This window comes from Sphingomonas pseudosanguinis (assembly GCF_052056765.1).
GTDB classification, from domain to species: Bacteria; Pseudomonadota; Alphaproteobacteria; order Sphingomonadales; family Sphingomonadaceae; genus Sphingomonas; species Sphingomonas pseudosanguinis.
This window is the reverse complement of sequence record NZ_CP189888.1, coordinates 394846-416259: the sequence shown is the minus strand read 5'-3', so window position 1 is coordinate 416259 and position 21414 is coordinate 394846. Positions and strand designations below refer to the sequence as shown.

General features: G+C 66.9%; 21 protein-coding genes. 7 read left to right on the top strand and 14 right to left on the bottom strand.

Features of this window, described 5'->3' with window-relative positions:
* Positions 1 to 62: 62 nt before the first annotated feature.
* The 7 genes from sucD to phhA all read right to left on the bottom strand — a co-directional run bounded on the left by sucD (position 63) and on the right by phhA (position 6360).
* Positions 63 to 947, bottom strand: coding sequence for a succinate--CoA ligase subunit alpha (gene sucD, locus ACQHGV_RS01855; protein WP_042484035.1), 885 nt, complete (start codon positions 945 to 947; stop codon positions 63 to 65).
* Positions 948 to 1003: 56 nt separating this feature from the next.
* Positions 1004 to 1300 carry a GIY-YIG nuclease family protein gene (locus ACQHGV_RS01850; protein ID WP_440979221.1) on the bottom strand — a complete coding sequence of 99 codons (297 nt, stop codon included), beginning with the start codon at positions 1298 to 1300 and terminating at the stop codon, positions 1004 to 1006.
* Between the two features lie 54 nt (positions 1301 to 1354).
* On the bottom strand, positions 1355 to 2317 hold the full coding sequence (gene mdh / locus ACQHGV_RS01845; protein WP_426254734.1) for a malate dehydrogenase: 963 nt from the start codon (positions 2315 to 2317) through the stop codon (positions 1355 to 1357).
* Positions 2318 to 2438: 121 nt separating this feature from the next.
* The gene (gene zapE, locus ACQHGV_RS01840; RefSeq protein ID WP_440979220.1) at positions 2439 to 3563 is read right to left on the bottom strand and encodes a cell division protein ZapE; all 1125 of its coding nucleotides are present in this window, start codon (positions 3561 to 3563) and stop codon (positions 2439 to 2441) included.
* A 283-nt stretch (positions 3564 to 3846) separates the two neighbouring features.
* A complete protein-coding gene (locus tag ACQHGV_RS01835) occupies positions 3847 to 4626 on the bottom strand; it encodes a succinate dehydrogenase iron-sulfur subunit (protein ID WP_042484025.1) in 780 nt (259 codons plus the stop codon).
* 110 nt (positions 4627 to 4736) lie between these two features.
* The gene (locus ACQHGV_RS01830) at positions 4737 to 5312 is read right to left on the bottom strand and encodes an ATP-dependent Clp protease proteolytic subunit (RefSeq protein WP_440979219.1); all 576 of its coding nucleotides are present in this window, start codon (positions 5310 to 5312) and stop codon (positions 4737 to 4739) included.
* A gap of 178 nt (positions 5313 to 5490) precedes the next feature.
* A complete protein-coding gene (gene phhA, locus ACQHGV_RS01825; RefSeq protein ID WP_440979218.1) occupies positions 5491 to 6360 on the bottom strand; it encodes a phenylalanine 4-monooxygenase in 870 nt (289 codons plus the stop codon).
* 14 nt (positions 6361 to 6374) lie between these two features.
* Here phhA and ACQHGV_RS01820 point away from each other — a divergent pair, with 14 nt between their 5' ends.
* Positions 6375 to 7070, top strand: coding sequence for a TIGR02117 family protein (locus ACQHGV_RS01820; RefSeq protein WP_440979217.1), 696 nt, complete (start codon positions 6375 to 6377; stop codon positions 7068 to 7070).
* Complete coding sequence (locus tag ACQHGV_RS01815) at positions 7031 to 7783, top strand: esterase/lipase family protein (RefSeq protein WP_440979216.1); 753 nt, start codon at positions 7031 to 7033, stop codon at positions 7781 to 7783. Before ACQHGV_RS01820 ends, ACQHGV_RS01815 begins: the two co-directional genes overlap by 40 nt.
* Here ACQHGV_RS01815 and ACQHGV_RS01810 read toward each other — a convergent pair.
* Together ACQHGV_RS01810 and ACQHGV_RS01805 are read right to left on the bottom strand one after the other, a co-directional pair.
* Positions 7762 to 8061: a hypothetical protein gene (locus tag ACQHGV_RS01810; RefSeq protein ID WP_440979215.1), complete on the bottom strand. Its 300-nt coding sequence runs from the start codon at positions 8059 to 8061 to the stop codon at positions 7762 to 7764. The two genes, ACQHGV_RS01815 and ACQHGV_RS01810, sit on opposite strands and share 22 nt — an antisense overlap.
* Before the next feature lie 14 nt (positions 8062 to 8075).
* Complete coding sequence (locus ACQHGV_RS01805) at positions 8076 to 9074, bottom strand: glycerophosphodiester phosphodiesterase (protein ID WP_440979214.1); 999 nt, start codon at positions 9072 to 9074, stop codon at positions 8076 to 8078.
* A 114-nt stretch (positions 9075 to 9188) separates the two neighbouring features.
* Here ACQHGV_RS01805 and ACQHGV_RS01800 point away from each other — a divergent pair, with 114 nt between their 5' ends.
* The 5 genes from ACQHGV_RS01800 to ACQHGV_RS01780 are packed head-to-tail and all read left to right on the top strand — an operon-like array spanning position 9189 to position 14483.
* Positions 9189 to 9725, top strand: a complete 537-nt coding sequence (locus ACQHGV_RS01800) for a 2Fe-2S iron-sulfur cluster-binding protein (RefSeq protein WP_440979213.1) — start codon at positions 9189 to 9191, stop codon at positions 9723 to 9725.
* Positions 9722 to 10705: an FAD binding domain-containing protein gene (locus ACQHGV_RS01795; protein WP_440979212.1), complete on the top strand. Its 984-nt coding sequence runs from the start codon at positions 9722 to 9724 to the stop codon at positions 10703 to 10705. The genes ACQHGV_RS01800 and ACQHGV_RS01795 overlap by 4 nt, the downstream gene beginning before the upstream one ends.
* A 4-nt stretch (positions 10706 to 10709) precedes the next feature.
* Positions 10710 to 12950: a xanthine dehydrogenase family protein molybdopterin-binding subunit gene (locus tag ACQHGV_RS01790; protein WP_440979211.1), complete on the top strand. Its 2241-nt coding sequence runs from the start codon at positions 10710 to 10712 to the stop codon at positions 12948 to 12950.
* Positions 12950 to 13873 (top strand): XdhC family protein, encoded by a 924-nt coding sequence (locus ACQHGV_RS01785; protein ID WP_440979210.1) that lies wholly within the window; start codon positions 12950 to 12952, stop codon positions 13871 to 13873. Before ACQHGV_RS01790 ends, ACQHGV_RS01785 begins: the two co-directional genes overlap by 1 nt.
* On the top strand, positions 13860 to 14483 hold the full coding sequence (locus ACQHGV_RS01780) for a nucleotidyltransferase family protein (protein ID WP_440979209.1): 624 nt from the start codon (positions 13860 to 13862) through the stop codon (positions 14481 to 14483). Before ACQHGV_RS01785 ends, ACQHGV_RS01780 begins: the two co-directional genes overlap by 14 nt.
* On the opposite strand, the gene ACQHGV_RS01775 is transcribed toward ACQHGV_RS01780, so the two are convergent.
* From ACQHGV_RS01775 to ACQHGV_RS01755, 5 genes are all read right to left on the bottom strand, one after another.
* Positions 14452 to 15657: an ABC transporter permease gene (locus tag ACQHGV_RS01775; protein WP_440979208.1), complete on the bottom strand. Its 1206-nt coding sequence runs from the start codon at positions 15655 to 15657 to the stop codon at positions 14452 to 14454. The genes ACQHGV_RS01780 and ACQHGV_RS01775 overlap by 32 nt on opposite strands.
* Positions 15657 to 16388 (bottom strand): ABC transporter ATP-binding protein, encoded by a 732-nt coding sequence (locus ACQHGV_RS01770; protein ID WP_440979207.1) that lies wholly within the window; start codon positions 16386 to 16388, stop codon positions 15657 to 15659. The genes ACQHGV_RS01775 and ACQHGV_RS01770 overlap by 1 nt, the downstream gene beginning before the upstream one ends.
* Positions 16378 to 17763, bottom strand: coding sequence for an efflux RND transporter periplasmic adaptor subunit (locus tag ACQHGV_RS01765; RefSeq protein WP_183953067.1), 1386 nt, complete (start codon positions 17761 to 17763; stop codon positions 16378 to 16380). Before ACQHGV_RS01765 ends, ACQHGV_RS01770 begins: the two co-directional genes overlap by 11 nt.
* Positions 17763 to 19238, bottom strand: coding sequence for an efflux transporter outer membrane subunit (locus tag ACQHGV_RS01760; RefSeq protein WP_440979206.1), 1476 nt, complete (start codon positions 19236 to 19238; stop codon positions 17763 to 17765). The genes ACQHGV_RS01765 and ACQHGV_RS01760 overlap by 1 nt, the downstream gene beginning before the upstream one ends.
* 117 nt (positions 19239 to 19355) lie before the next feature.
* Positions 19356 to 21353 carry an acetyl-CoA carboxylase biotin carboxylase subunit gene (locus tag ACQHGV_RS01755; RefSeq protein ID WP_440979205.1) on the bottom strand — a complete coding sequence of 666 codons (1998 nt, stop codon included), beginning with the start codon at positions 21351 to 21353 and terminating at the stop codon, positions 19356 to 19358.
* Positions 21354 to 21414: the final 61 nt, after the last annotated feature.

Sequence of the window (21414 nt, the reverse complement as noted above, 5' to 3'; positions counted from 1 at the left end):
CCGCGAGCGGCCCGCCTGCCGCCACGGACCCCGGCGGGTGTGCCGGGGTGACGCGATACGCCTTACTTGTTCAGCACCGACAGCAGCGTCGAGCCGAGCTCCGACGGCGAAGCCGCAACCTTGATCCCGGCCGCTTCCATCGCCGCGATCTTGTCCTCGGCGCCGCCCTGGCCGCCCGACACGATCGCACCGGCATGGCCCATGCGACGACCCGGAGGCGCGGTGCGGCCCGCGATGAAGCCCGCCATCGGCTTCGAACGGCCGCGCTTGGCTTCGTCACGCAGGAACTGCGCGGCTTCTTCTTCCGCCGAGCCGCCGATCTCGCCGATCATGATGATCGACTGGGTCTCGTCGTCGGCCAGGAACAGCTCGAGCACGTCGATGAAGTTGGTGCCGTTGACGGGGTCGCCGCCGATGCCGACCGCGGTCGTCTGACCCAGGCCAGCGTTCGAGGTCTGGAACACCGCTTCATAGGTCAGCGTGCCCGAACGCGACACGACGCCGACCGAGCCCTTCTTGAAGATCGAACCCGGCATGATGCCGATCTTGCACTCACCCGGCGTCAGCACGCCCGGGCAGTTCGGACCGATCAGGCGCGACTTGGAACCCGACAGGGCGCGCTTCACCTTCACCATATCGAGAACGGGAATCCCTTCCGTAATCGCGACGATCAACGGAATCTCCGCGTCGATCGCTTCCAGGATCGAGTCGGCCGCGAAGGGCGGCGGCACGTAGATGACCGACGCGTCGGCGCCCGTCTTCGACTTGGCTTCGGCGACGGTGTTGAAGACCGGCAGACCGATATGCTCGGTGCCGCCCTTGCCCGGCGTCACGCCGCCGACCATCTGCGTGCCGTACGCCAGCGCCTGCTGGGTGTGGAACGTGCCGGTTTCACCCGTCATGCCCTGGGTGATGACCTTGGTGTTCTTGTTGACGAGGATGCTCATCTAACTTCTCTTCCTCTTGTTCCCCGGCGAAGGCCGGGGCCCAGTTGGGGAAACGATCATGGCAGTGCGATCCGGTCGTAAAGATCATCCCAGTCGGGATTGAGCCCTTCGATTTCCCGCAGCTTCCAGGCCCGCTTCCATTCTTTCATCCGCAGCTCGCGCTGCCGTGCTGATTCGATGCTCTCATGCGCCTCGAACCAGACGAGGCGATGACAGCGATGTTTTCGCGTGAACCCGGCGACCGCTCCTTCGCGATGCTGAAGCACGCGCTGGGCGAGGTTGCTGGTCACGCCGAGATAGAGCGTCCCGTTACGATCGCTGGCCATGATATAGACATAGCCCGGTCGCTCCATCTCAAACGCCTTCCCAACTGGGCCCCGGCCTCCGCCGGGGCACAATCGAGTGACTTACGCCAGCGACTCGTCGATGCCCTTACAGGCGACGAGCAGTTCCTTGACCGCGTCGACCGAGACCTGGAGGTTGGCCTTTGCCTCGTCCGACAGCTTGACCTCGACGACCTTCTCGACACCGCCGGCGCCGATCACGACGGGCACGCCGACATAGAGGTTGTCGATGCCATATTCACCCGACAGGTGGGCGGCGGCCGGCAGGATGCGCTTCTGGTCGTACAGATACGCCTCGGCCATCGCGATGCCGCTGGTCGCGGGGGCATAATAAGCCGAACCGGTCTTGAGCAGCGCGACGATCTCGCCGCCGCCGCCACGGGTGCGCTTGACGATCTCGTCGACCTTTTCCTTTGTCGAGAAGCCCATCTCGATCAGGTCGCTAACCGGGATGCCGCTGACGGTCGAATATTCGAGGACCGGGACCATGGTGTCGCCGTGGCCGCCGAGCACGAAGGTGTTCACGTCCTTCACCGACACGCCGAACTCCTCGGCGAGGAAGTGGCTGAAACGCGCCGAGTCGAGCACGCCGGCCATGCCGACGACCTTGTTCGCGGGCAGACCCGAGAATTCACGCAGCGCCCAGACCATCGCGTCGAGCGGGTTGGTGATGCAGATCACGAACGCGTCGGGCGCGTTGTCGCGGATGCCCTCGCCGACCGCCTTCATCACCTTCAGGTTGATGCCGAGCAGGTCGTCGCGGCTCATGCCGGGCTTGCGCGCGACACCGGCGGTGACGATGATGACATCGGCGCCCGCGATATCGGCGTAGTCGTTGGAACCCTTGATGTTCGCGTCGAAGCCTTCGACCGGGCCGCACTGCGACAGGTCGAGCGCCTTGCCCTGGGGCACACCCTCGACGACGTCGAACAGGACGATGTCGCCCAGCCCCTTGAGCGCGGCGAGGTGCGCCAGCGTGCCGCCGATATTGCCGGCGCCGATCAGCGCGATCTTCTTGCGAGCCATTCCAATCCTACTCCGTAGTGGACGTACGTGATTGGTCACGCGGCCTACGCCCATATGGGCGTCGGGGCAACCGTTAATCCACAGAGTTTAAGATTTTAAACGATAATGGTTCGCAAGTGCATTAGGCTGTCATTAGCCCGTCATCCGAGCCATGACCCTGGGCCAGATACTCTTCCGAACGCATCTCTTCCAGCCGACTGATCGTACGCTCGAACTCGAAGCGTCCGTCCCCGGTTTCATAGAGTTCGGCGGGCTGCGCATCGGCTGCGGCGAGCAGCTTGACCTTGTGTTCGTAGAGCGCGTCGATCAGCTGGACGAAGCGCGCCGCCTCGTTGCGATTCTCCGGCCCCAGCTTGGGGATGCCGACCAGGATGACGGTGTGGAAACGCCGCGCGACTGCCAGATAGTCCGCCGCCCCGCGCGCCTCGCCGCACAGCCGCTTGAACGAAAAGACCGCGACACCCTTCAGCGCCTTGGGGACATGCAGCACGCGCCCACCGACCTTCAGGTCCTCCGACGGTACATGCGCGGCATCCTCGACCGGATAGTCCGTCAGGCGGAAAAACGCCGCCGACAGCGTCATCGTCGCCTTCGGCCCATTGGGCACCAGCCAGGTGTCCAGCCGCCCCAGCCGGTCGCGCCGGTAATCGGTCGGCCCGTTGAGCGCCAGCACATCCAGCCGCGCCTCGATCAGCGCGATGAAGGGCAGGAAATGCTCGCGGTTCAGGCCGTTCTTGTAGAGGTCCTTGGGCGGCCGGTTGGAGGTGGTGACGATCGTCACGCCGGCCTCGATCAGCGCGGTGAACAGCCGTGACAGGATCATCGCGTCGGGGCTGTTGGTGACCATCATCTCGTCGAACGCCAGCAACCGCACTTCCTCGGCCAGCGCGGCGGCGACGGGGGCGATCGGGTCGCCCGCCTGCTTGGCGCGCTCGGTGGCGATGCGGGCGTGGACCTCCAGCATGAACTCGGCGAAGTGGACGCGGCGCTTGGCCTCGACCGCAACGTGGTCGAAGAACAGGTCCATCAGCATCGACTTGCCGCGCCCGACATCACCCCAAAGATAGACGCCCTTGGGCGCGGGCGCGCCCTTGCCGGTCAGGCGGGCGAAGAGGCCGGTCTTGCGCGGGGTTTCCAGCTCTATCGCGAGCTGTTCAAGTCGCGCGGCGGCGGCGGCCTGTTCGGGATCGGGGCGGAGTTCCTGGGCGTCGATCAGGCGGCGATAGGCGTTGAGGATGTCGGGCATGTTGGGGGCGATGTCTGCCCTGCTCTGTCGGACGTCAACCCCTACCCTCACCCTTCCCACCCGCTTGCGGGCGGGCCCCTTCCCTCTCCCGCCGGGAGAGGGAAGGGAGGCGCGTAAGCGCCGGAAGGGTGAGGGTGGCTTGGTAAGCCAACAAAAAAGGGGGCCGTTTCCGACCCCCTTCTATAACCCCGCCGTCATTGCGAGCGGAGCGAAGCAATCCAGAGCGTCATGCGACCCGGCACTGGATTGCCGCGTCGCTACGCTCCTCGCAATGACGAGAGGATCAGATGACCCGCTCGGCCTCCATCTTCTTGATCTCGGCGATCGCCTTGGCCGGGTTCAGGCCCTTGGGACAGACATTCGCGCAGTTCATGATCGTGTGGCAGCGATACAGACGGAAGGGATCTTCCAGCTCGTCGAGACGCTCGCCCGTCATCTCGTCGCGGCTGTCGGCCAGCCAGCGGTACGCCTGGAGCAGGATCGCCGGGCCGAGGAACTTGTCGCTGTTCCACCAATAGCTGGGGCACGAGGTCGAGCAGCAGGCGCACAGGATGCACTCGTACAGGCCGTCGAGCTTGGCGCGGTCGTCGGGCGACTGGAGCCGCTCCTTGCCCGAGGGGGCGGGCGACACGGTCTGCAGCCACGGCTTGATCGAGGCGTATTGCGCATAGAAGTGGGTGAAGTCGGGGACCAGGTCCTTGACCACGTCCATATGCGGCAAGGGCGTGATCTGGACGGTGCCCTTCACATCTTCGATCGCGGTGGTGCAGGCCAGGCCGTTGCGCCCGTCGATGTTCATCGCGCACGACCCGCAAATGCCCTCGCGGCACGAACGGCGGAAGGTCAGCGAGCTGTCCTGCTCGGCCTTCATCTTGATGAGCGCGTCGAGGACCATCGGACCGCATTCGTCCAGATCGACCTCGAACGTGTCGTAGCGCGGATTCTGACCCGAGTCAGGGTCGTAGCGATAGACCTTGAACTTCTTCAGGCGGCCTCCGGTGGTCGCCTGATGCGTTTCGCCCTTCTTGATGACGCTGTTCTTCGGCAGGGCAAATTCGGCCATGGTCTCTAACCCGCTGGATGGGCCGGTCCCGGGACCGGCAAAGGATTAGCAGAGCCGATACATGACAGGGCCGGTTGTCGCAAATGTCTTCGGATGATTTAGGCGCTCGGTCAGATCACATCAAGCACGAGGCCCAGGTCGCGCGCCTCCTCGGCATCGATATACCAGTTGCTCGTCGCCTTTTCGCGCAAGCGTTCGAACGACACCTGCGAGCCGTTGACGATGGCGCGGAACCCCTCTTCCTGGATCAGCACCGACTGTTCGATCTCGTGCAGCTTGGCCTTCAGGATGGCGGGCAGGCTGGTGAGCGGGCCGGTCAGGTCGATGCTGCCGCTCATCTGCCGCTCGTGCAGCATCAGCCGGGTACCGCGCGTCAGGAAGCGGTGCTCGACCGGAAACGCCGACATGAAGGTCGCGCCCGCCGAATAGACCGCGACCTTGCCCAGAAACAGCGTCTCGCGCCCGGTATAGTCGCGCAGCAACCGGATCGAGTCGCCCATCGCCCGCGCCATTTCCGGGTCGCCGCCCAGCGTGGTGATCGAGACGACCAGCGCACCATCGGTCGGCGCGGCGGCGAGCTGGTCCTTGAACCCGGCGTACATCATCTCGTCCACCGTGCCGTAAAGCTGGATGTGCGGGCGGGCGAGAAGCGGGTATTTCACCGCTCGGTTGGGCTGATCGTGCATAGGATGGCGAACCGGGCGTGGGGGATAAGGTTCCGGTTCGGGGCGATGTTGAGGCGTGGCCTTCGACTTCGCTCAGGCTGAACGGAGGTTGGTATCCAACCCCTGCCCCTACGCGCGTTCGAGCATCCCCCTCCCCACCGCCGTTCCGGCTGAGCGAAGTCGAAGCCCAAGGGAATCCCTATCCGGTCTTCGCCCGGGCATATTCCTGCGTCCCCTGCGTCACCACGTCATCCTCCGGCACGATCTCGGCAACCGGAATATCCGGCATCGCCTTGATCTCCTCATAAAGCGGCGCGAAATCCGTCTCCAGCGTGGTCCGCAGCAGTTCCTCGTAACTCGGGATCACGAAATAATTCTGCTGGAAATCGTCGATCCGGTATTCGGTGCGCATGACGCGGGCGAGGTCGAAGCCGATCCGATTGGGACTGGGGTCCTCCAGCGCGAACCGGCTCTCCGAATAGCTCGACACGATGCCCGCGCCGTAGATGCGCAAGTTCCCATCCTCGCGCACCAGCCCGAACTCGACCGTGTACCAATAGAGCCGCCCGAGATATTTGAGGGCATCCATCCCTAGCGCGCGCTGCCCACCGCGCCCATAGGCGGCGAGATAGTCGGCGAAGACCGGATCGGCGAGCATCGGTACATGGCCGAACACGTCGTGGAAGACGTCCGGCTCCTGAAGATAATCGAGCTGGTCGGGTCGCCGGATGAAATTGCCCGCGACGAAGCGGCGATTGGCCATATGGTCGAAGAACACATCGTCGGGCACCAGCCCCGGCACCGCCACGACCTGCCACCCGGTCAGCTTCATCAGGCGTTCGGACAGTTCCTCGAAATCGGGAATGCCCGGCCGCGAGAGCTTGAGCACGTCGAGGCCACGCAAATACGCTTCCGAAGCACGGCCCGGCAGCAATTGGGACTGGCGCGCGAACAGCGTATCCCAGGTCGCATGCTCTTCCGCCGTATAATGCTCCCACCCCTGCGGGATGGTCCAGTCGGCCCCGGCTCCCTCGGGCGGGGCGGCGAGAACATGGGTATCCTGTGCCATTCGCGGAGCCTATCATGATGATGGTGACAAATGAAACCATATCGTGGCGACGGGTCGGCCGGGTTGCAAGGGGGGTGCTGGCCGCGATCGGCTTGATCCTGTTCACCTATTTCGGCGGCGGGCTGACGCTGGGGGCGATTCCCCGCGCTACGTCGACGATGCCGGCGGCCGGCGCGGATGCAGTCACCATCTTCGTCGAATCGAGCGCGATCCATACCGCGATCATCGTGCCCAAACAGGTGGCGGGGGTGGACTGGCGTGACTGGGCGCCGGGGCAGGATTTGCGCGATCCGCGCTATGCGGGCTTTCCCTTCCTCGCCATCGGCTGGGGCGAGGCGGGCTTCTTTCGCGAGACGCCGCGCTGGCGTGACGTGAAGCCTGGGACGATCCTGCACGCAGCCTTTGGTAGCGACCGGACGCTGATCCATGTCGACCATCTGCCGCTGCCCCGGGCTAATGGCGACGATGTCCGCATACTCCGCCTGTCGCCCGAGGCGTATCGCAAGCTCGTCGCCTTCATTCAGGCGAACTGGCGACGGGGTGGGCCGCATTATCCGGGCTATGACGTGTATGATGCCTTTTACGAGGCGAACGGGCGGTACAGCGCCGCGCATACCTGCAACAGCTGGACCGGCGATGCGCTGGCGGCGGCGGGGGTGCGGGTGGGGTGGTGGACGCCTTTCCCCTGGACGGTGATGCATTGGCTGTGATCCCGCCGCCGTCCAGGGCGCTATGGGCCGCCGAGTTGCCGCGCGCGCTGGGGATGGGTGCGACATGGTGGCGGCACAGGAGCGAACTGAACGCCGCGCCGCCGGGCGATGGTCGGACGGTGATGCTGCTGCCAGGCCTGTTCAATGGCGACGGCTCGAACATCCTGCTGCGCCGCTATCTGATCGCCAGAGGCTACCGCGTCCATGGCTGGGGATTGGGCCACAATCTGGGGGTGCGCAGCGTCGGCGACCATGCCGAGCATCTGATCGCGCGGACCGAAGCGCTGGCCGACACCGGCCCCGTCACGCTCGTCGGGGTCAGTCTGGGCGGGATCATGGCGCGGATGGCGGCGCAGGCCCGCCCCGATCTGGTCGCGGGCGTCGTCACCATCGCGTCGCCCTATGCCGGGCCGGCCCGCGCCACCCATGTCTGGCGGATCTTCGAGCGGCTGACCGGCGAGCGGGTGGACGACCCCGCCGTCATCGCGCGGTCAGCGGCGATCGCCGGGCCGCTCCCCTGCCCTTCCGCTGCGATCTGGAGCCGGAGCGACGGGCTGGTTGCGGGCACGATCTGTCGCGACGACACGACCCCGGCGATCGAGGTCCGCTCCAGCCATCTATGGGTACAGCACCGGCCGCAGGTGCTGGCGGCGGTGGCGACCATCCTGGCAGGATGGTCGCGCGGGTCCGATCAGTCGTTGGCGGCGCGATAGCCGTCATAGTCCTGGGGCTGGCCCTGGAACTGGCATTGTTCGGGATGCTTGCGGCACTGTTTTTCATACTCGCGCCGCTCGCGGCCTTCGCGCGCTTCCTTCTTGCGCATCTTGCGGCCGTAATTGCGATCCGCCTCGTCCTGGCTGGTCGTCGTCCAGTCGACCACCTGCCCCGCGGCCTGGAACGGGGCCTTCACGACGCTGGCCACCGTCTTGACGCAGCCTCCGGTCGTCAGCGGCAGGGTCAGGATGGCGAGTTTCAGGACGAGGTTACGCATGGTCACAGGGTCTTTCAGCGGGTGCGCAAATAGGCGTTGCGCGTGTCTACCCCGATTTGCGGGAAATCGGTGAAGAATCCGTCGATGCCCTGACCCAGCGCGGCGCGAATTTCGCCCGCGACATCGCCATGCGCCTTAGGATCATCGCCGCGCCGGAAGGATGGCCGCACGAACACATTCTCGGCGCGGTACGTCCAGGGGTGGACGCGCAACCCCGCGCCATGCGCATCGGCCACCAGCGTCGTGGGCGCATCGCCGCGCCACAGCATGGCCTTGTCCGGGCCGATCCCCCAGGCATAGGTCGCCACCTGCTTGAGCCCCTCGGGGCTTATCATCGCGACATAGCTCGGCGCGGCCTTGTCCGCCGGCCCGCCCTCGCCGCCGAGCAGCTGGATCAGACGGATGCCGGTCATGGTCTTCAGATGCTTGAGGTTGTTCACCTCGAACGACTGGATGAAGACCGGCGCCTCCGCCGTCGTCCAGCCCGCCTCGGTCAACGCGGCGACCAGCGGTGCGTCGGTGCCCTTGCCGATCGAGGCGAAATAGGTCGGGTGCTTGGTCTCGGGATAGATGGCGATGGTGCGCCCCAATTCCTTCGACCGGGTCTTCGCCAGCGCGATGATCTCCTCCAGCGTCGGGATCGGGAACTGCCTATCATAGGCGGTCGAGCGCAGCTGCGGCAGGCGTTCGCGGGCGCGCAGGGTCTTCAGTTCAGCCAGCGTGAAGTCTTCGGTGAACCAGCCGGTTTCGGTCTGGCCGTCGATCGTCTTGGTCGTCTTGCGATCGGCGAACTCCGGGTGGGCGGCGACATCGGTCGTCCCCGAAATCTCGTTCTCATGCCGCGCGACCAGATGGCCGTCCTTGGTCGGCACCAGATCGGGTTCGATCACGTCCGCGCCCTCACGGATCGCCAGATCATAGGCGGCCAGCGTGTGCTCGGGCCGCTCCCCGCTCGCGCCGCGATGCGCGATGACGATGGGGGATGAGAGGGGTTTCGCAGGTCCGGCGGACATGGCCTCACCCTGCCCCATGGCGACGCTCGCGGCAATGAGAGTGGTTCGCAACGGGAAACGCAAGAGATTCATGGCGTTGTTTCATCCAATTCCAATCCCAGAGGGGATGTGCCCATGCATTTCACAATCAATGGTCAATCGCATGACATCGAGGTCGATGTCCGCACCTCGCTGCTCGATCTGTGTCGCGAGCATCTGGGGCTGACCGGGTCCAAGAAGGGCTGCGACCATGGCCAGTGCGGGGCGTGCACCATGTTAGTCAACGGCCGCCGGGTGAACGCCTGCCTGACGCTGGCGGTCATGCATCAGGATGACGAGATCACCACGATCGAGGGACTGGGCCAGCCGGGCAATCTCCACCCGCTGCAGGACGCGTTCGTGCGGCATGACGGGTTCCAGTGCGGATATTGCACGCCGGGTCAGATCTGCTCGGCGGTCGGCATGATGGACGAGGTGAAGAAGGGCTGGCCAAGCCATGTCACCGAAGACCTGGGCGCGGCCGAGCTGACGGTCGAGGAAATCTCCGAACGGATGAGCGGCAATCTGTGCCGTTGCGCCGCCTATCCCAATATCGTCGATGCGATCCGTGAGGTGGCCGGGCTGGGCGACCGCAATCCCAATGAGGATGTCGGCCGGGAGGTCGCGGCATGAAGCTGTTCGACTATGCCCGCGCCGACTCGGTCGCGACCGCCACCCGCGACGGAGCCGTACCCGGCGCGCGCTTCATCGCCGGGGGCACCAACCTGCTCGACCTGATGAAATTGCAGGTCGAGACGCCCGACACGCTGATCGACATCAGCCGCTTGGCCCTGACCGAGATCGAAGAGCGCGAGGATGGCGGCCTGACCATCGGCGCGCTGGTGCCCAATAGCGACCTCGCCGCCGACGCCCGCGTGATCGAGCGCTATCCGGTCCTGTCGCGCGCGCTGCTGGCGGGGGCCTCGGGGCAGTTGCGCAACAAGGCGTCGACCGGGGGCAATCTGCTCCAGCGGACCCGCTGCTATTATTTCTATGACCCCGCCACGCCGTGCAACAAGCGCGAGCCGGGGAGCGGCTGTTCGGCGATCGGCGGCGAGAACCGCATCCTCGCGATCCTCGGCACCTCGGACCAGTGCATCGCGACGCATCCCAGCGACATGGCCGTCGCCATGCGCGCGCTGGAGGCGGTGATCATCACCCAGAAGCCCGATGGCGACCGTCGCCGGATCGCGATAGGCGAATTCTATCGCCTCCCCGGCTCAACGCCCGAGATCGAGAATGTCCTGGAGCCGGGTGAGCTCATCACCCATGTCGAACTGCCCCCCGCGCCCGAGGGTAAGCAGACCTATCGCAAGGTGCGCGACCGGGCTTCCTATGCCTTTGCACTGGTCTCGGTCGCGGGAATCGTCGCGGTCGAGGGTGGCAAGATCAGCTCGGCGCGGCTGGCCTTCGGCGGCCTCGGGCCGATGCCGTGGCGCAACGAGGCGGTAGAAGCCGCTTTGATCGGGCAGGAGCCGACCGATGCCGCGTTCAATGCCGCCGCCGATGCGCTGCTGGCCGACGCCAAGGGCTATGGCTCGAACGACTTCAAGATTCCGCTGACGCGCCGCACTTTGGTCGCGACGCTCCGTGAACTGACGCAGGAGGGCTGATCCCATGTTCGGATTCGGCAAGGACGACACGAACGCGCTGACCATGAATCAGCCGCATCCTGACAGCCTGCTCGACACGGGCGTGCAGGGGGTGATTTCCAAACCGCTCGACCGGGTCGACGGCCCGAAAAAGGTGACGGGCACCGCCACCTATGCCGCCGAATACGCCATCGAAAATTGTGCCCACGGCGTACTGGTCAGCGCGACCAAGGGTCATGCCAAGATCAAGGCGATCGATGCCGATGCGGTGAAGGCGATCCCCGGCGTGATCGACGTCATTACCGACTACGCCACCTTCATCCGCAATTCGCAGCAGGGCGGCGAGACCGAAGCGCCGACGCAGGGCGTCCGCACCATCGACTATTTCGGCGAGATCATCGCGATCGTCGTCGCCGAGAGCTTCGAGGTCGCGCGCGATGCCGCCAAGCAGTTGAAGGTCGACTACGAACCGCTCGACGACGGCGCGTTCGACTATGAGGCGAACAAGGACAAGGCCGAGCCTGCGCCCGATGGCCTGATCAAGGGCCATTATGATCAGGGCGATTTCGACAAGGCGTTCGAGGGCGCGTCGGTGAAGGTCGACGTCACCTACACTACCCCCAGCCAGAACTCGGCGGCGATGGAGCCGCATGCCTCGATCGCGGTGTGGGAAGACGGCGCGCTGACGCTCTACGGCGCATACCAGATGCCGACCTCCGACGCGCAGCAGCTCGCCAAGGCGCTGGGCGTGGCCCAGTCCAAGGTGCGGATCATCTCGCGCTATATCGGCGGCGGCTTCGGGTCGAAGCTGGGCATCGCGCCCGAGAGCGTCGCCGCCGCCATCGCCGCCAAACAACTGGGCCGCCCGGTCAAGGCGGTGATGCTGCGCCAGCAGGTGTTCGACGCGACCGTCCGCCGCTCCAACACCGAACAGCGGATGCGGCTCGGCGCCGAGGCGGGCGGCCGCATCGTCGCGCTGGGTCACGAATCGATCACCTCCAACCTGCCCGACGAGGACTTTTTCGAGCCCGTCGGGATCGGCACCCACTTCCTCTATGGCGGTGAGAATCGGCGGATCAATCATGACGTGGTCCGGCTGAACTGGACGCTGTCCGGCTCGATGCGTGCGCCGGGCGAGGCGGTCGGCATGGTCGGCATGGAATGCGCCATGGACGAGCTTGCCGAGGCGATCGGCATGGACCCCATTGCCCTGCGCAAGGTCAACGATCCGCAGCAGGACCCGGAACTCAAGGTCCCCTATTCCTCGCGCAACCTCACCCGCTCGCTGGAGGAAGGTGCGAGGCGTTTCGGCTGGGACCAGCGTCAGAAGGCCGGCCAGCGGCGCGAGGGTGACTGGCTGATCGGCATGGGCGTCGCCGCCGCCTGCCGGTCGAACCAGTTGCAGCAGTCCGCCGCCAAGGTCGAACTCCATCCCGATGGCAGCGCCACCGTCTCCTCGGCGATGACCGATATCGGCACGGGCAGCTATACGATCATGGCGCAGATCGCCGCCGAAATTCTGGGCCTGCCGGTCGATAAGGTGACCATGTCGCTGGGTGACACCAACGATCCCCCCGCCGCCGGATCGGGTGGTTCCTGGGGTGCGGCGTCGGCCGGGTCGGCGGTGTATCTCGCGGCGGAGCGCGTGCGCGAGAAGCTGGCCAAGGCGATGGGCGTGAAGGCCGAAGACCTGACGCTCAAGGATGGCATGGCGATCGGCGACAATCGCTCGGTGCCGCTCGGCGAACTGGTCGGCAAGGACGGCCTGTCCGCGATCGGCGAGATCAAGCCCGGCCAGCAGGAGAAGCAATATAACCAGGCCAGCTACGGCGCGCATTTCGCCGAGGTCGGCGTCAACGTCGTCACCGGCGAAGTGCGCGTGCGGCGGATGCTGGGCGTGTTCGCGGCGGGGCGCGTGCTCAACGCCAAGACGGCGCGCTCGCAATGCCTGGGCGGCATGACCTTCGGCATCGGCACCGCGCTGACCGAGGAACTGATCCACGACCCGCGCACCGGCAAGCTGGTGAATCACGATCTGGCCGAATATCATGTGCCGGTGAACGCCGACGTGCCCCAGCTGGAGGTCCATTTCCTCGACGAGCGGGACATCCATGCCAATCCGATCCACGCCAAGGGCATCGGCGAGCTGGGCATTTCGGGCGCGGCCCCGGCGGTGGTCAACGCCATTTACAACGCCACGGGCGTGCGGGTGCGCGAGATGCCGGTGACGCTCGACAAGCTGCTCGATCATCTTCCGGCGCTTTGATGAGCGACCATGACAGCGTCCTCGCCGCCGCGAAGGAGTGGCGGGGCGAGAAGATGGCGATCGCGACAGTGGTGTCGACCTGGGGGTCGGCACCACGTCCGCGTGGCAGCCATATGCTGGTCCATGAGGACGGCCGGTTCGAGGGATCGGTGTCGGGCGGCTGCGTCGAGAACGACATCCTCCACACCGCTGCCGAGGTGATCGCGGGCGCGCCGTTCCAGGTGAAGCGCTACGGCGTGGCGGACGCCTCGGCCTGGGAAGTCGGCCTGCCCTGCGGCGGTGAGATCGCGGTGATGGTGCAAGCAGTGTCGGCGGACGGCTTCGACCCCGAACTGTTCGAACGGATCGCCGAGGCGCGCGAACAGGGTCGCGCCCTGACCGTCACCACCGACCTGACCAGCGGCCATTCGGACCTGCGCCCCATCGAGACGGGCGAGGTCTTCGCCAACCGCTACGACCCGCCACGCCGGTTGCTGATCGTCGGCGCGGTGCAGATCGCGCAGAGCCTGGCGCAACTGGCGCAGACTCTGGGCATCGCCACCACCGTCATCGACCCCCGCGCGCGCTTCCTGACCGAGGAGCGCTTCCCCGGCGTCACGCTCGACGATCGCTGGCCCGACGAGGCGGTCGCGGCCTATGCCCCCGGCCCGGCAACGGCCGTGGTGACGCTGAGCCACGACACCAAGATCGACGACCCCGCGCTGATCGCCGCGCTCGCCAGCAACACCGCCTATGTCGGCGCGCTGGGCAGTCGGCGCAGCCATGCGGCGCGGCGGGAGCGTCTGGCGGCGATGGGCGTTTCTCCCCAGGCGATCGACCGGATCGATGGCCCGGTGGGGCTGGACATCGGTGCGATCGGCCCCTCCGAGATCGCTCTGTCGATCGCGGCGGCGATGATAGGAGCCTTTCATGATCGACGCTGACAACGTGGTGCTGGTCCTGCTGGCGGCGGGGCGATCTGTCCGCTTCGGAGAGGCCAACAAGCTGGAGGCCGAATTTCTCGGCAAACCGGTGGGATTCCATGTCACCACCGCGCTGGAAAGCATTCCCTTCGCCGATCGCATCGTGGTGACCGACGGATGCCAGCTCGACTTCGGCTCACGCGGCTACCGGGTCATCCACAATGACTCGATCGACAAGGGCATGTCCCACTCGCTGCATCTGGGCGTGCGCGAGGCGATGACGGCGTCACCCCAGGCGATCCTGGTCGCGCTGGCCGATATGCCGCGCGTGACGGCGGCGCATATCTATCGCCTGTTCGACGCCTTTGACGGGCCGGACTCGGTGGTGGTGTCGAGTAATGGCGAGCACCCCACCCCGCCCGGCGTGTTCGGATCGGGCCGGTTCGACGAATTGCTGAAGCTGGAGGGCGACGAGGGCGGCCGCAAGCTGGTCGCGGGCGGCCGCCATGTCGTGACCGCGCCCGCCGAGTTGATCGACATCGACACGCCCGAGGATCTGGAACGCCTGCGCCAGCTCGTCCACGCGCCCGAGCGGACGATCACTCGTGCCGTAGCGCGTCAATCGGATTGAGCGCCGCCGCCCGCCGTGCCGGGAAATAGCCGAACACCACCCCGATCACCGCCGAAATCGCAAAGGCGATGATGTTGATCTGAAGGTCGAAGGTCCACGGCACCTGCATGACGGGCACCAGCAGCGCGATGATCGCCTGCGCGAGGATCAGCCCGATGATGCCGCCCAGGCAGGACAACACCACCGCCTCGACCAGGAACTGCATCAGCACCTCGCGCGCGACCGCGCCGATCGCCAGGCGGATGCCGATCTCGCGCGTGCGTTCGGTGACGGACACCAGCATGATGTTCATGATGCCGATGCCGCCGACCACCAGGCTGATCGCCGCCACCGCCGCGACGATCCGGGTCAGCATCGTCGTCGTACTGGTCAGCGTATCGCTGATCTGCTTGGTGTCGAAGATGTTGAAGTCGTCGTCCTTCGCGCCGGTGATATTGCGCCGTTCGCGCAGGAGATCGGTCAGCGACGCCTGTACGGCCGACGTCGAATAGGCCTGATCGACGCCGACCAGCATCAGGCGGATGTCGCGGCTGCCGGTGAAGCGGCGCTGCACCGCCTTGATCGGCATCAGCACGACATCGTCCTGATCGCCGAACCCGCCCTGCCCGCGCGTGGTCAGCACGCCGACGACATCACAGCTGATCGCACCGATACGGAAGCGCTTGCCGACCGCCTCGGTGTTGCGGAACAGATTCTGGCGCACGGTATTGCCGATGATGCACACCGCCTTGCCCGCCGCTTCCTCCGCCGAGGTCCATGTCCGCCCCGATGCCAGCGGCCAGGGCTGGACGGTGAAATAGGCGAGCGTCGTGCCGGTCACGGTCGTCGACCAGTTTGCGCCTTCGTAGATGGCGGTCGCGCTGGTCTGCGCCTGCGGGGCAACGGCGGTGACGCCGGCGATCTGGTCGGCGATCGCCTCGACATCCTCGGGCTTGAAGTCGGACGGACGCGGGCCGCCGCCCCCGCGCCCGAAGCCCTGGCCGGGCCGGACCTGTAGGATGTTGGTGCCCAGCGACGAGATCGACTGCTGCACGGCCGCCGTCGTCGCCTTGCCCAACGTCACCATGGTCACGACCGCGCCGACGCCGATGATGATGCCCAGCGTCGTCAGGAACGAGCGCAGCATGTGCCGGCGGATCGAGCGGATGGCGAGCAGGAGCGTGGTGCCGAACATCAGTGCGTATCCATCGCGGGGATCTCGCCCGGCCGGTGCTGCGCCTCGATCCGGTCGACCAGCCCGTCCTTGAAGTGGATCACGGTGCGCGCGAAGGCCGCCATGTCGGGCTCATGCGTGACCATCAGCACGGTGATGCCGCTGTCGCGGTTGAGCCCGGTCAACAGCTCCATGATCTCCACCGAGCGTTCGGAATCGAGATTGCCGGTCGGCTCGTCGGCCAGCAGCACGTCGGGGCTGGTGACGATGGCGCGGGCGATCGCCACGCGCTGCTGCTGCCCGCCCGACAGCTCGGCGGGGGTATGATCCCACCATTTGTCGAGGCCGACCTTCTCCAGCGCCGCCATGCCCAGCTCGCGCCGCGTGCGCTTGTCCTCGCCACGATAGAGCAAGGGCAGCTCGACATTCTCCAGCGCGGTGGTGCGCGACAACAGGTTGAAGCCCTGGAACACGAAGCCCAGATAGCGTCGCCGCAGCATCGCGCGCTGGTCGCGGTCGAGCGTCTCGACGGGATGGCCGCGGAACAGGAAGTTGCCGCCGCTGGGCACGTCGAGACAGCCCAATATGTTCATCGTCGTCGACTTGCCCGAGCCCGATGGCCCCATCACCGCGACGAAATCACCCGCCGCGATGTCGAGGTCGACGCCCTTCAACGCCTGGAACTGGGTCGCGCCGGTGCCATAACTCTTGGTGACGCCGCGAAGCTGGATGAGCGGGGCGTCAGCGGCCACCACCGCCACCCTGCTGGCCGCCACCCTGACGCCGCTGGCCACCGCTGCGTGGGGCCGCGCTCTCGCCGCCCGACAGCTGACCGGTGATGACCTGCATGCCCGGCTTCAGCCCGCCCGACAGAACTTCGGTCATCGATCCATTGGTGTCGCCGGTGACGATCTGGATCGGCTGCGGCTTGCCGTCGCCGCCCTTTACATAGACGGTCTGGGTCGCACCGCGCTGCACGGTGGCGGTACGCGCCGCCCGGTCACGGCGCGGGCGGAAGGTCAACGATCCGGCGATGCCGCCGCCGCCCGCCTGCGCACCGTCCGACGGCTTGAAGCGCAGGGCGGCATTGGGGATCAGCATCACGCCCCGCTTGTCCGACGTCACGATGTCGGCGGTCGCGGTCATGCCGGGGCGCAGTTGCAGGTCGGGGTTCGCCACCGTCAGATCGGCGGCATAGCTGACCACCTGCCCCGTGCTCGACGTCGCGCTGGCCGTCGAGGAGGTGGAGGCGGTCGCCGCGCTGACCGTCAGGTTCGATCCCAGGTCGACGCGGGTGATCGTCGCGGGAAAGGTACGGCCCGGAAAGGCGTCGACGGTGAAATCGGCCTTCTGCCCGACCTTGACCTCGCCGACATCGGCCTCATCGATCGCGACCTCCAGCTTCATCTTGGTCAGGTCTTCGGCGATGACGAACAGGGTTGGCGTATTGAACGACGCCGCGACCGTCTGGCCCGGATCGACCTGCCGCGCCAGCACCACACCCGACACGGGCGAGCGGATGATCGCGCGCTGGCGCTGGGTCTGCGACTGGGCGAGCTGCGCACGCGCGGCGGCGACATTGGCCTCCGCCACGCGCAGCGCCGCGACCGCGCGCTGGGCATCGGCGCGGCCGGCCTGCAGCTCGGTCGCGGAGGGCACGCGGCCGTTCGACAGCTTATAGACCTGTTCCAGCCGTGCGAGCTGCGCCTGCGCCTCGGCTACGGTGGCCCGCGCCTGCGCGACCTGCGCCTGATTGGCGTTGAGGGTGGCCTGGCCCGCGCGGATTTGGTCGTCGATCTGTTCGGGATCGATCAGCGCCAGCGCCTGTCCCGCCTGCACCCGGTCATTCACATCGACGACGACCCTGGTGACCAGACCCGACAGCTGCGAGCCGACCGTCACCTGGTTGGTCGGGGCCAGCTTGCCGGTCGCCGAGACGGTCACGGTCAGGTTGCCGCGCGTGACCGGCGCGGTGGCGAAGCCCGCCTCCTTTGATCCGCCGAAGCAGCTTTTGAGCAACAGGAGCAGCAGCACGACGCCGACCGCGACCACGCCCCATTGCACCCATTTGCGCCAGCGCGGCTGGGGCTTCACGCCCAGGAAATCGTCGAGAGTCTGGTCGGCCATCAGCGGTTGTCCGGGGTTGGGGCCGCGAGCGGCGGGGCTTGCGGAATGGTATCGGCGTCCCAGCCGCCGCCAAGCGCGGCGAACAGCGAGACCTGCGCGGTGGCGGCGTCGGAGCGGGCCTGGACCAGCCCGTTCTGCGCGCTGAGCAGCGCGGCCTCCTGCTGCGACAGGGTGGTGAAATCGGTCAGCCCGGTGCGATACTGGCTGCGCGCCAGGATCGCCGAGTTGCGCGCGGCGTCGAGCTGGATGGCGAATTGCCGCTCGCGCTCGCGCGCGGTGTTCAGCGCGACGATGGCATTCTCGACATCCTCGAGCGCCAGCAGGACCGTGCCCTGATAGGCGGCATAATTCTGCTCGGCGACGGCGCGGGCATTGCGCACCTGCGCGCGCAGGCGACCGCCGTTGAAGATCGCCTGGGTCAGCCCGGCGAACAGGCTGCCGGTGATCGCATCGCCCAGCGAGCCGAGGCTGGTCGCCGCCGTGTTGATATTCCCCGAAATGGCGAGCGCGGGGTAGAGCGCGGCCTGCGCAACGCCGATCCGCGCCGTCGCGGCGGCCAGGTTGCGCTCGGCGGCGCGGACATCGGGGCGACGACGCAGGATGTCGGCCGGGATGCCGACCCCGATCGCCGCCGGCCCGCGCGGGATCGGCCGCACCGCCGCCAGCCGCGTCTTCAGTGCGCCGGGCGCTTGCGCGGTCAGCACGCCCAGCCGCGAGACGGCGGCGTTATATTGCTGCTCGATCGAGGGGATGGTCGCGGCGGTCTGTGCCCGCTGGCTGCGCGCCTGTTCGGCGTCGAGCGAGGAGACGAGGCCCGCCTGTACCCGGAAACCCGCAATCTCCAGATTGTCGTCCTGCAACGCCAGGCTGGCGCGTGCATTGGCGAGCTGCGCCTGATAGGCGCGGGCGAGCATGTAATTGCGCGCCAGCTCGCTCTCGACGGTCAGCAGCGTCGCGGCATAGCTGAACCCGGCGCCCTCATAGGTGGCGCGGGTCGCCTCGACCGTGCGGCGGACTTCGCCGAACAGGCCGACCTGATAGCTGGCCGACAGTCCGACCGTATAGCTGTTGCTGCCGCCCCCGCCGGTATCGACGACGGTGCCGTCGGGCAGGGTGAAACTCCGCCCGCCGCCGCGCAGATTCTCGTTGCGCTGATAGCCGGTCGATCCCGACACATTGGGCAGCAACGCGGCGCGGCTCTGCACCAGGCTTTCGCGCGCCTGCCGCAACCGGGCGATGGCCTGCGCGACATCGGTGTTGGCGACGACCGCCTGCTCGACCAGTTCGGCCAGCAGCGGATCGTCGAACGACCGCCACCAGCGGGTCAGGTCCTGCGCCTGGGCGTTGGCGGCAGGCACCGACCATTGATCGGGCACCCCCAGTTCCGAGGAAGCGGCGGGACGATAATCGGGGCCGACCGTGCAACCGGCGAGGATCGCCGGCGCCAGAAGAAGGACGCGGGTGCGAGGCTTCATGGCGGCGAACCTGCCCGGCGGTAGCGGTCCCGTCCAGCCCGTTTGTGTCGCAAACTGTGGCAATCGGGCGGAAACGTTCGGAAACATCCGGCCGGGACGCCCCGGCCGGATGTCCGGTCACTCCAGTTCGAGGATGATCGCGTCGACCGCCAGGCTGTCGCCGGCCTTGGCGGTGATGGTCTTGACCGTCCCCGTCTTGGCGGCGCGCAGGATGTTTTCCATCTTCATCGCCTCGACGACCGCGAGCGGCTGGCCGGCCTCGACCTTGTCGCCCTCGGTCACGTCCAGCCGGACGAGCAGGCCCGGCATCGGCGCGATCAGGAATTTGGACAGGTCGGGCGGGATCTTCTCGATCAGATGCTGCGCGTAAGGCGCCGCGCGGGCGGGCAGGACACGGGTGACGTGGCTGGCCCCGCGCGTGGTCAGCTTGAAGCCGGTGCGGGTCTTGGCGATGCGAACATGGAGCGTCTCGCCATCCTCATCCTCGACCGCGATCATCCGGTCGCCCGGCGTATAGGCGATGGCGAGGTCCAGCTCCGCGCCATCGACGCTGATCCCATCGGTCGAGACATGGACCGCGTGGTCCGCCCCGCCGATCCGCACGGTCCAGTCGGCGGGCGGTTGCAGCCGATGGCCAAGCTGGCCGTCGATCCGCCGCGCGCGGTCGGCCTCGGCGGTGGCGGCGAAGGCGGTGACGGCGGCGAGGGTCTTGATCAGCTCTTCACCGGCGGGCGCGCCCTGGAACCCCTCTGGATATTCCTCGGCGATGAAGCCGGTCGACAGGTTTCCCGAGCGGAAGCGCGGATGCTGCATCAGCGCCGAGACGAAATCGATGTTGGTCCCCGGCCCGACGATCTCGAACGCGTCGAGCGCGGCGATCTGCGCATCGATCGCGGCTTCGCGGGTCGGCGCCCAGGTGACGAGCTTGGCGATCATCGGGTCGTAGAACATGCTGACCTCGCCGCCCTCGGCGACGCCGTCATCGACGCGGACGCGGACATCGTCGTCCCGCTCCTCGGCGGGCGGGTTGTAGCGCACCAGCCGCCCGGTCGAGGGCAGGAAGCCGCGATACGGGTCCTCGGCATAGACGCGGTTCTCGATCGCCCAGCCGGTCAGGGTCACGTCGTCCTGGCCGAACGCCAGCGGCTCGCCCGCCGCGACGCGGATCATCTGCTCGACCAGATCGAGGCCGGTGATCTCTTCGGTCACCGGATGCTCGACCTGGAGCCGGGTGTTCATCTCGAGGAAGTAGAAGCTCTTACCCGTCGTGTCCGCACCCGACACGATCAGCTCGACGGTCCCCGCCGAATAATAGCCGACCGCGCGCGCCAGCGCGACCGCCTGCTCGCCCATGGCGCGGCGCATTTCGGGCGTGACGAAGGGCGACGGGGCTTCCTCGACCACCTTCTGGTGGCGGCGCTGGACCGAGCATTCGCGCTCGCCGAGATAGACGATATTGCCATGCTGGTCGCCCAGCACCTGGATTTCGATATGGCGGGGGCTCTCGATGAATTTCTCGATGAAAACACGGTCGTCGCCGAAGCTGGCGAGCCCCTCGCGCTTGGTCGCCTCGAAGCCCTCGCGCACATCCGCCTCAGACCAGGCGAGCCGCATGCCCTTGCCGCCGCCGCCCGCCGATGCCTTCATCATGACGGGGAAGCCGATGTCCGAGGCGATGCGCACCGCTTCCTCGGTATCGGCGATCTCGCCCAGATAGCCGGGGACGACATTGACCCCGGCCGCCTTGGCCAGCTTCTTCGATTCGATCTTGTCGCCCATCGCGGCGATGGCGTTGGGCGGCGGGCCGATAAAGGCGACCCCCGCCTCCGCGCAGGCTTTCGCAAAGCTCTCGCGCTCGGACAGGAAGCCGTACCCTGGGTGGATGGCATCGGCCCCGGTCGCCTTGGCGGCGGCGAGGATCAGGTCGGCCTTGAGATAGCTCTCGGCGGCGGGTGCCGGCCCCAAGCGGACCGCTTCATCGGCCAGCCGGACATGCGGCGCGCTGGCATCCGCGTCCGAATAGACCGCGACGGTGGCGATGCCCATCGCGCGCGCGGTGCGGATCACCCGGCACGCGATTTCCCCGCGATTGGCGATCAGGATTTTCTGGAACACGGGGATACCTCTCCTTTTATGTCGTTGGTCCGTGTCACCTGTTCCCCGGCGAAGGCCGGGG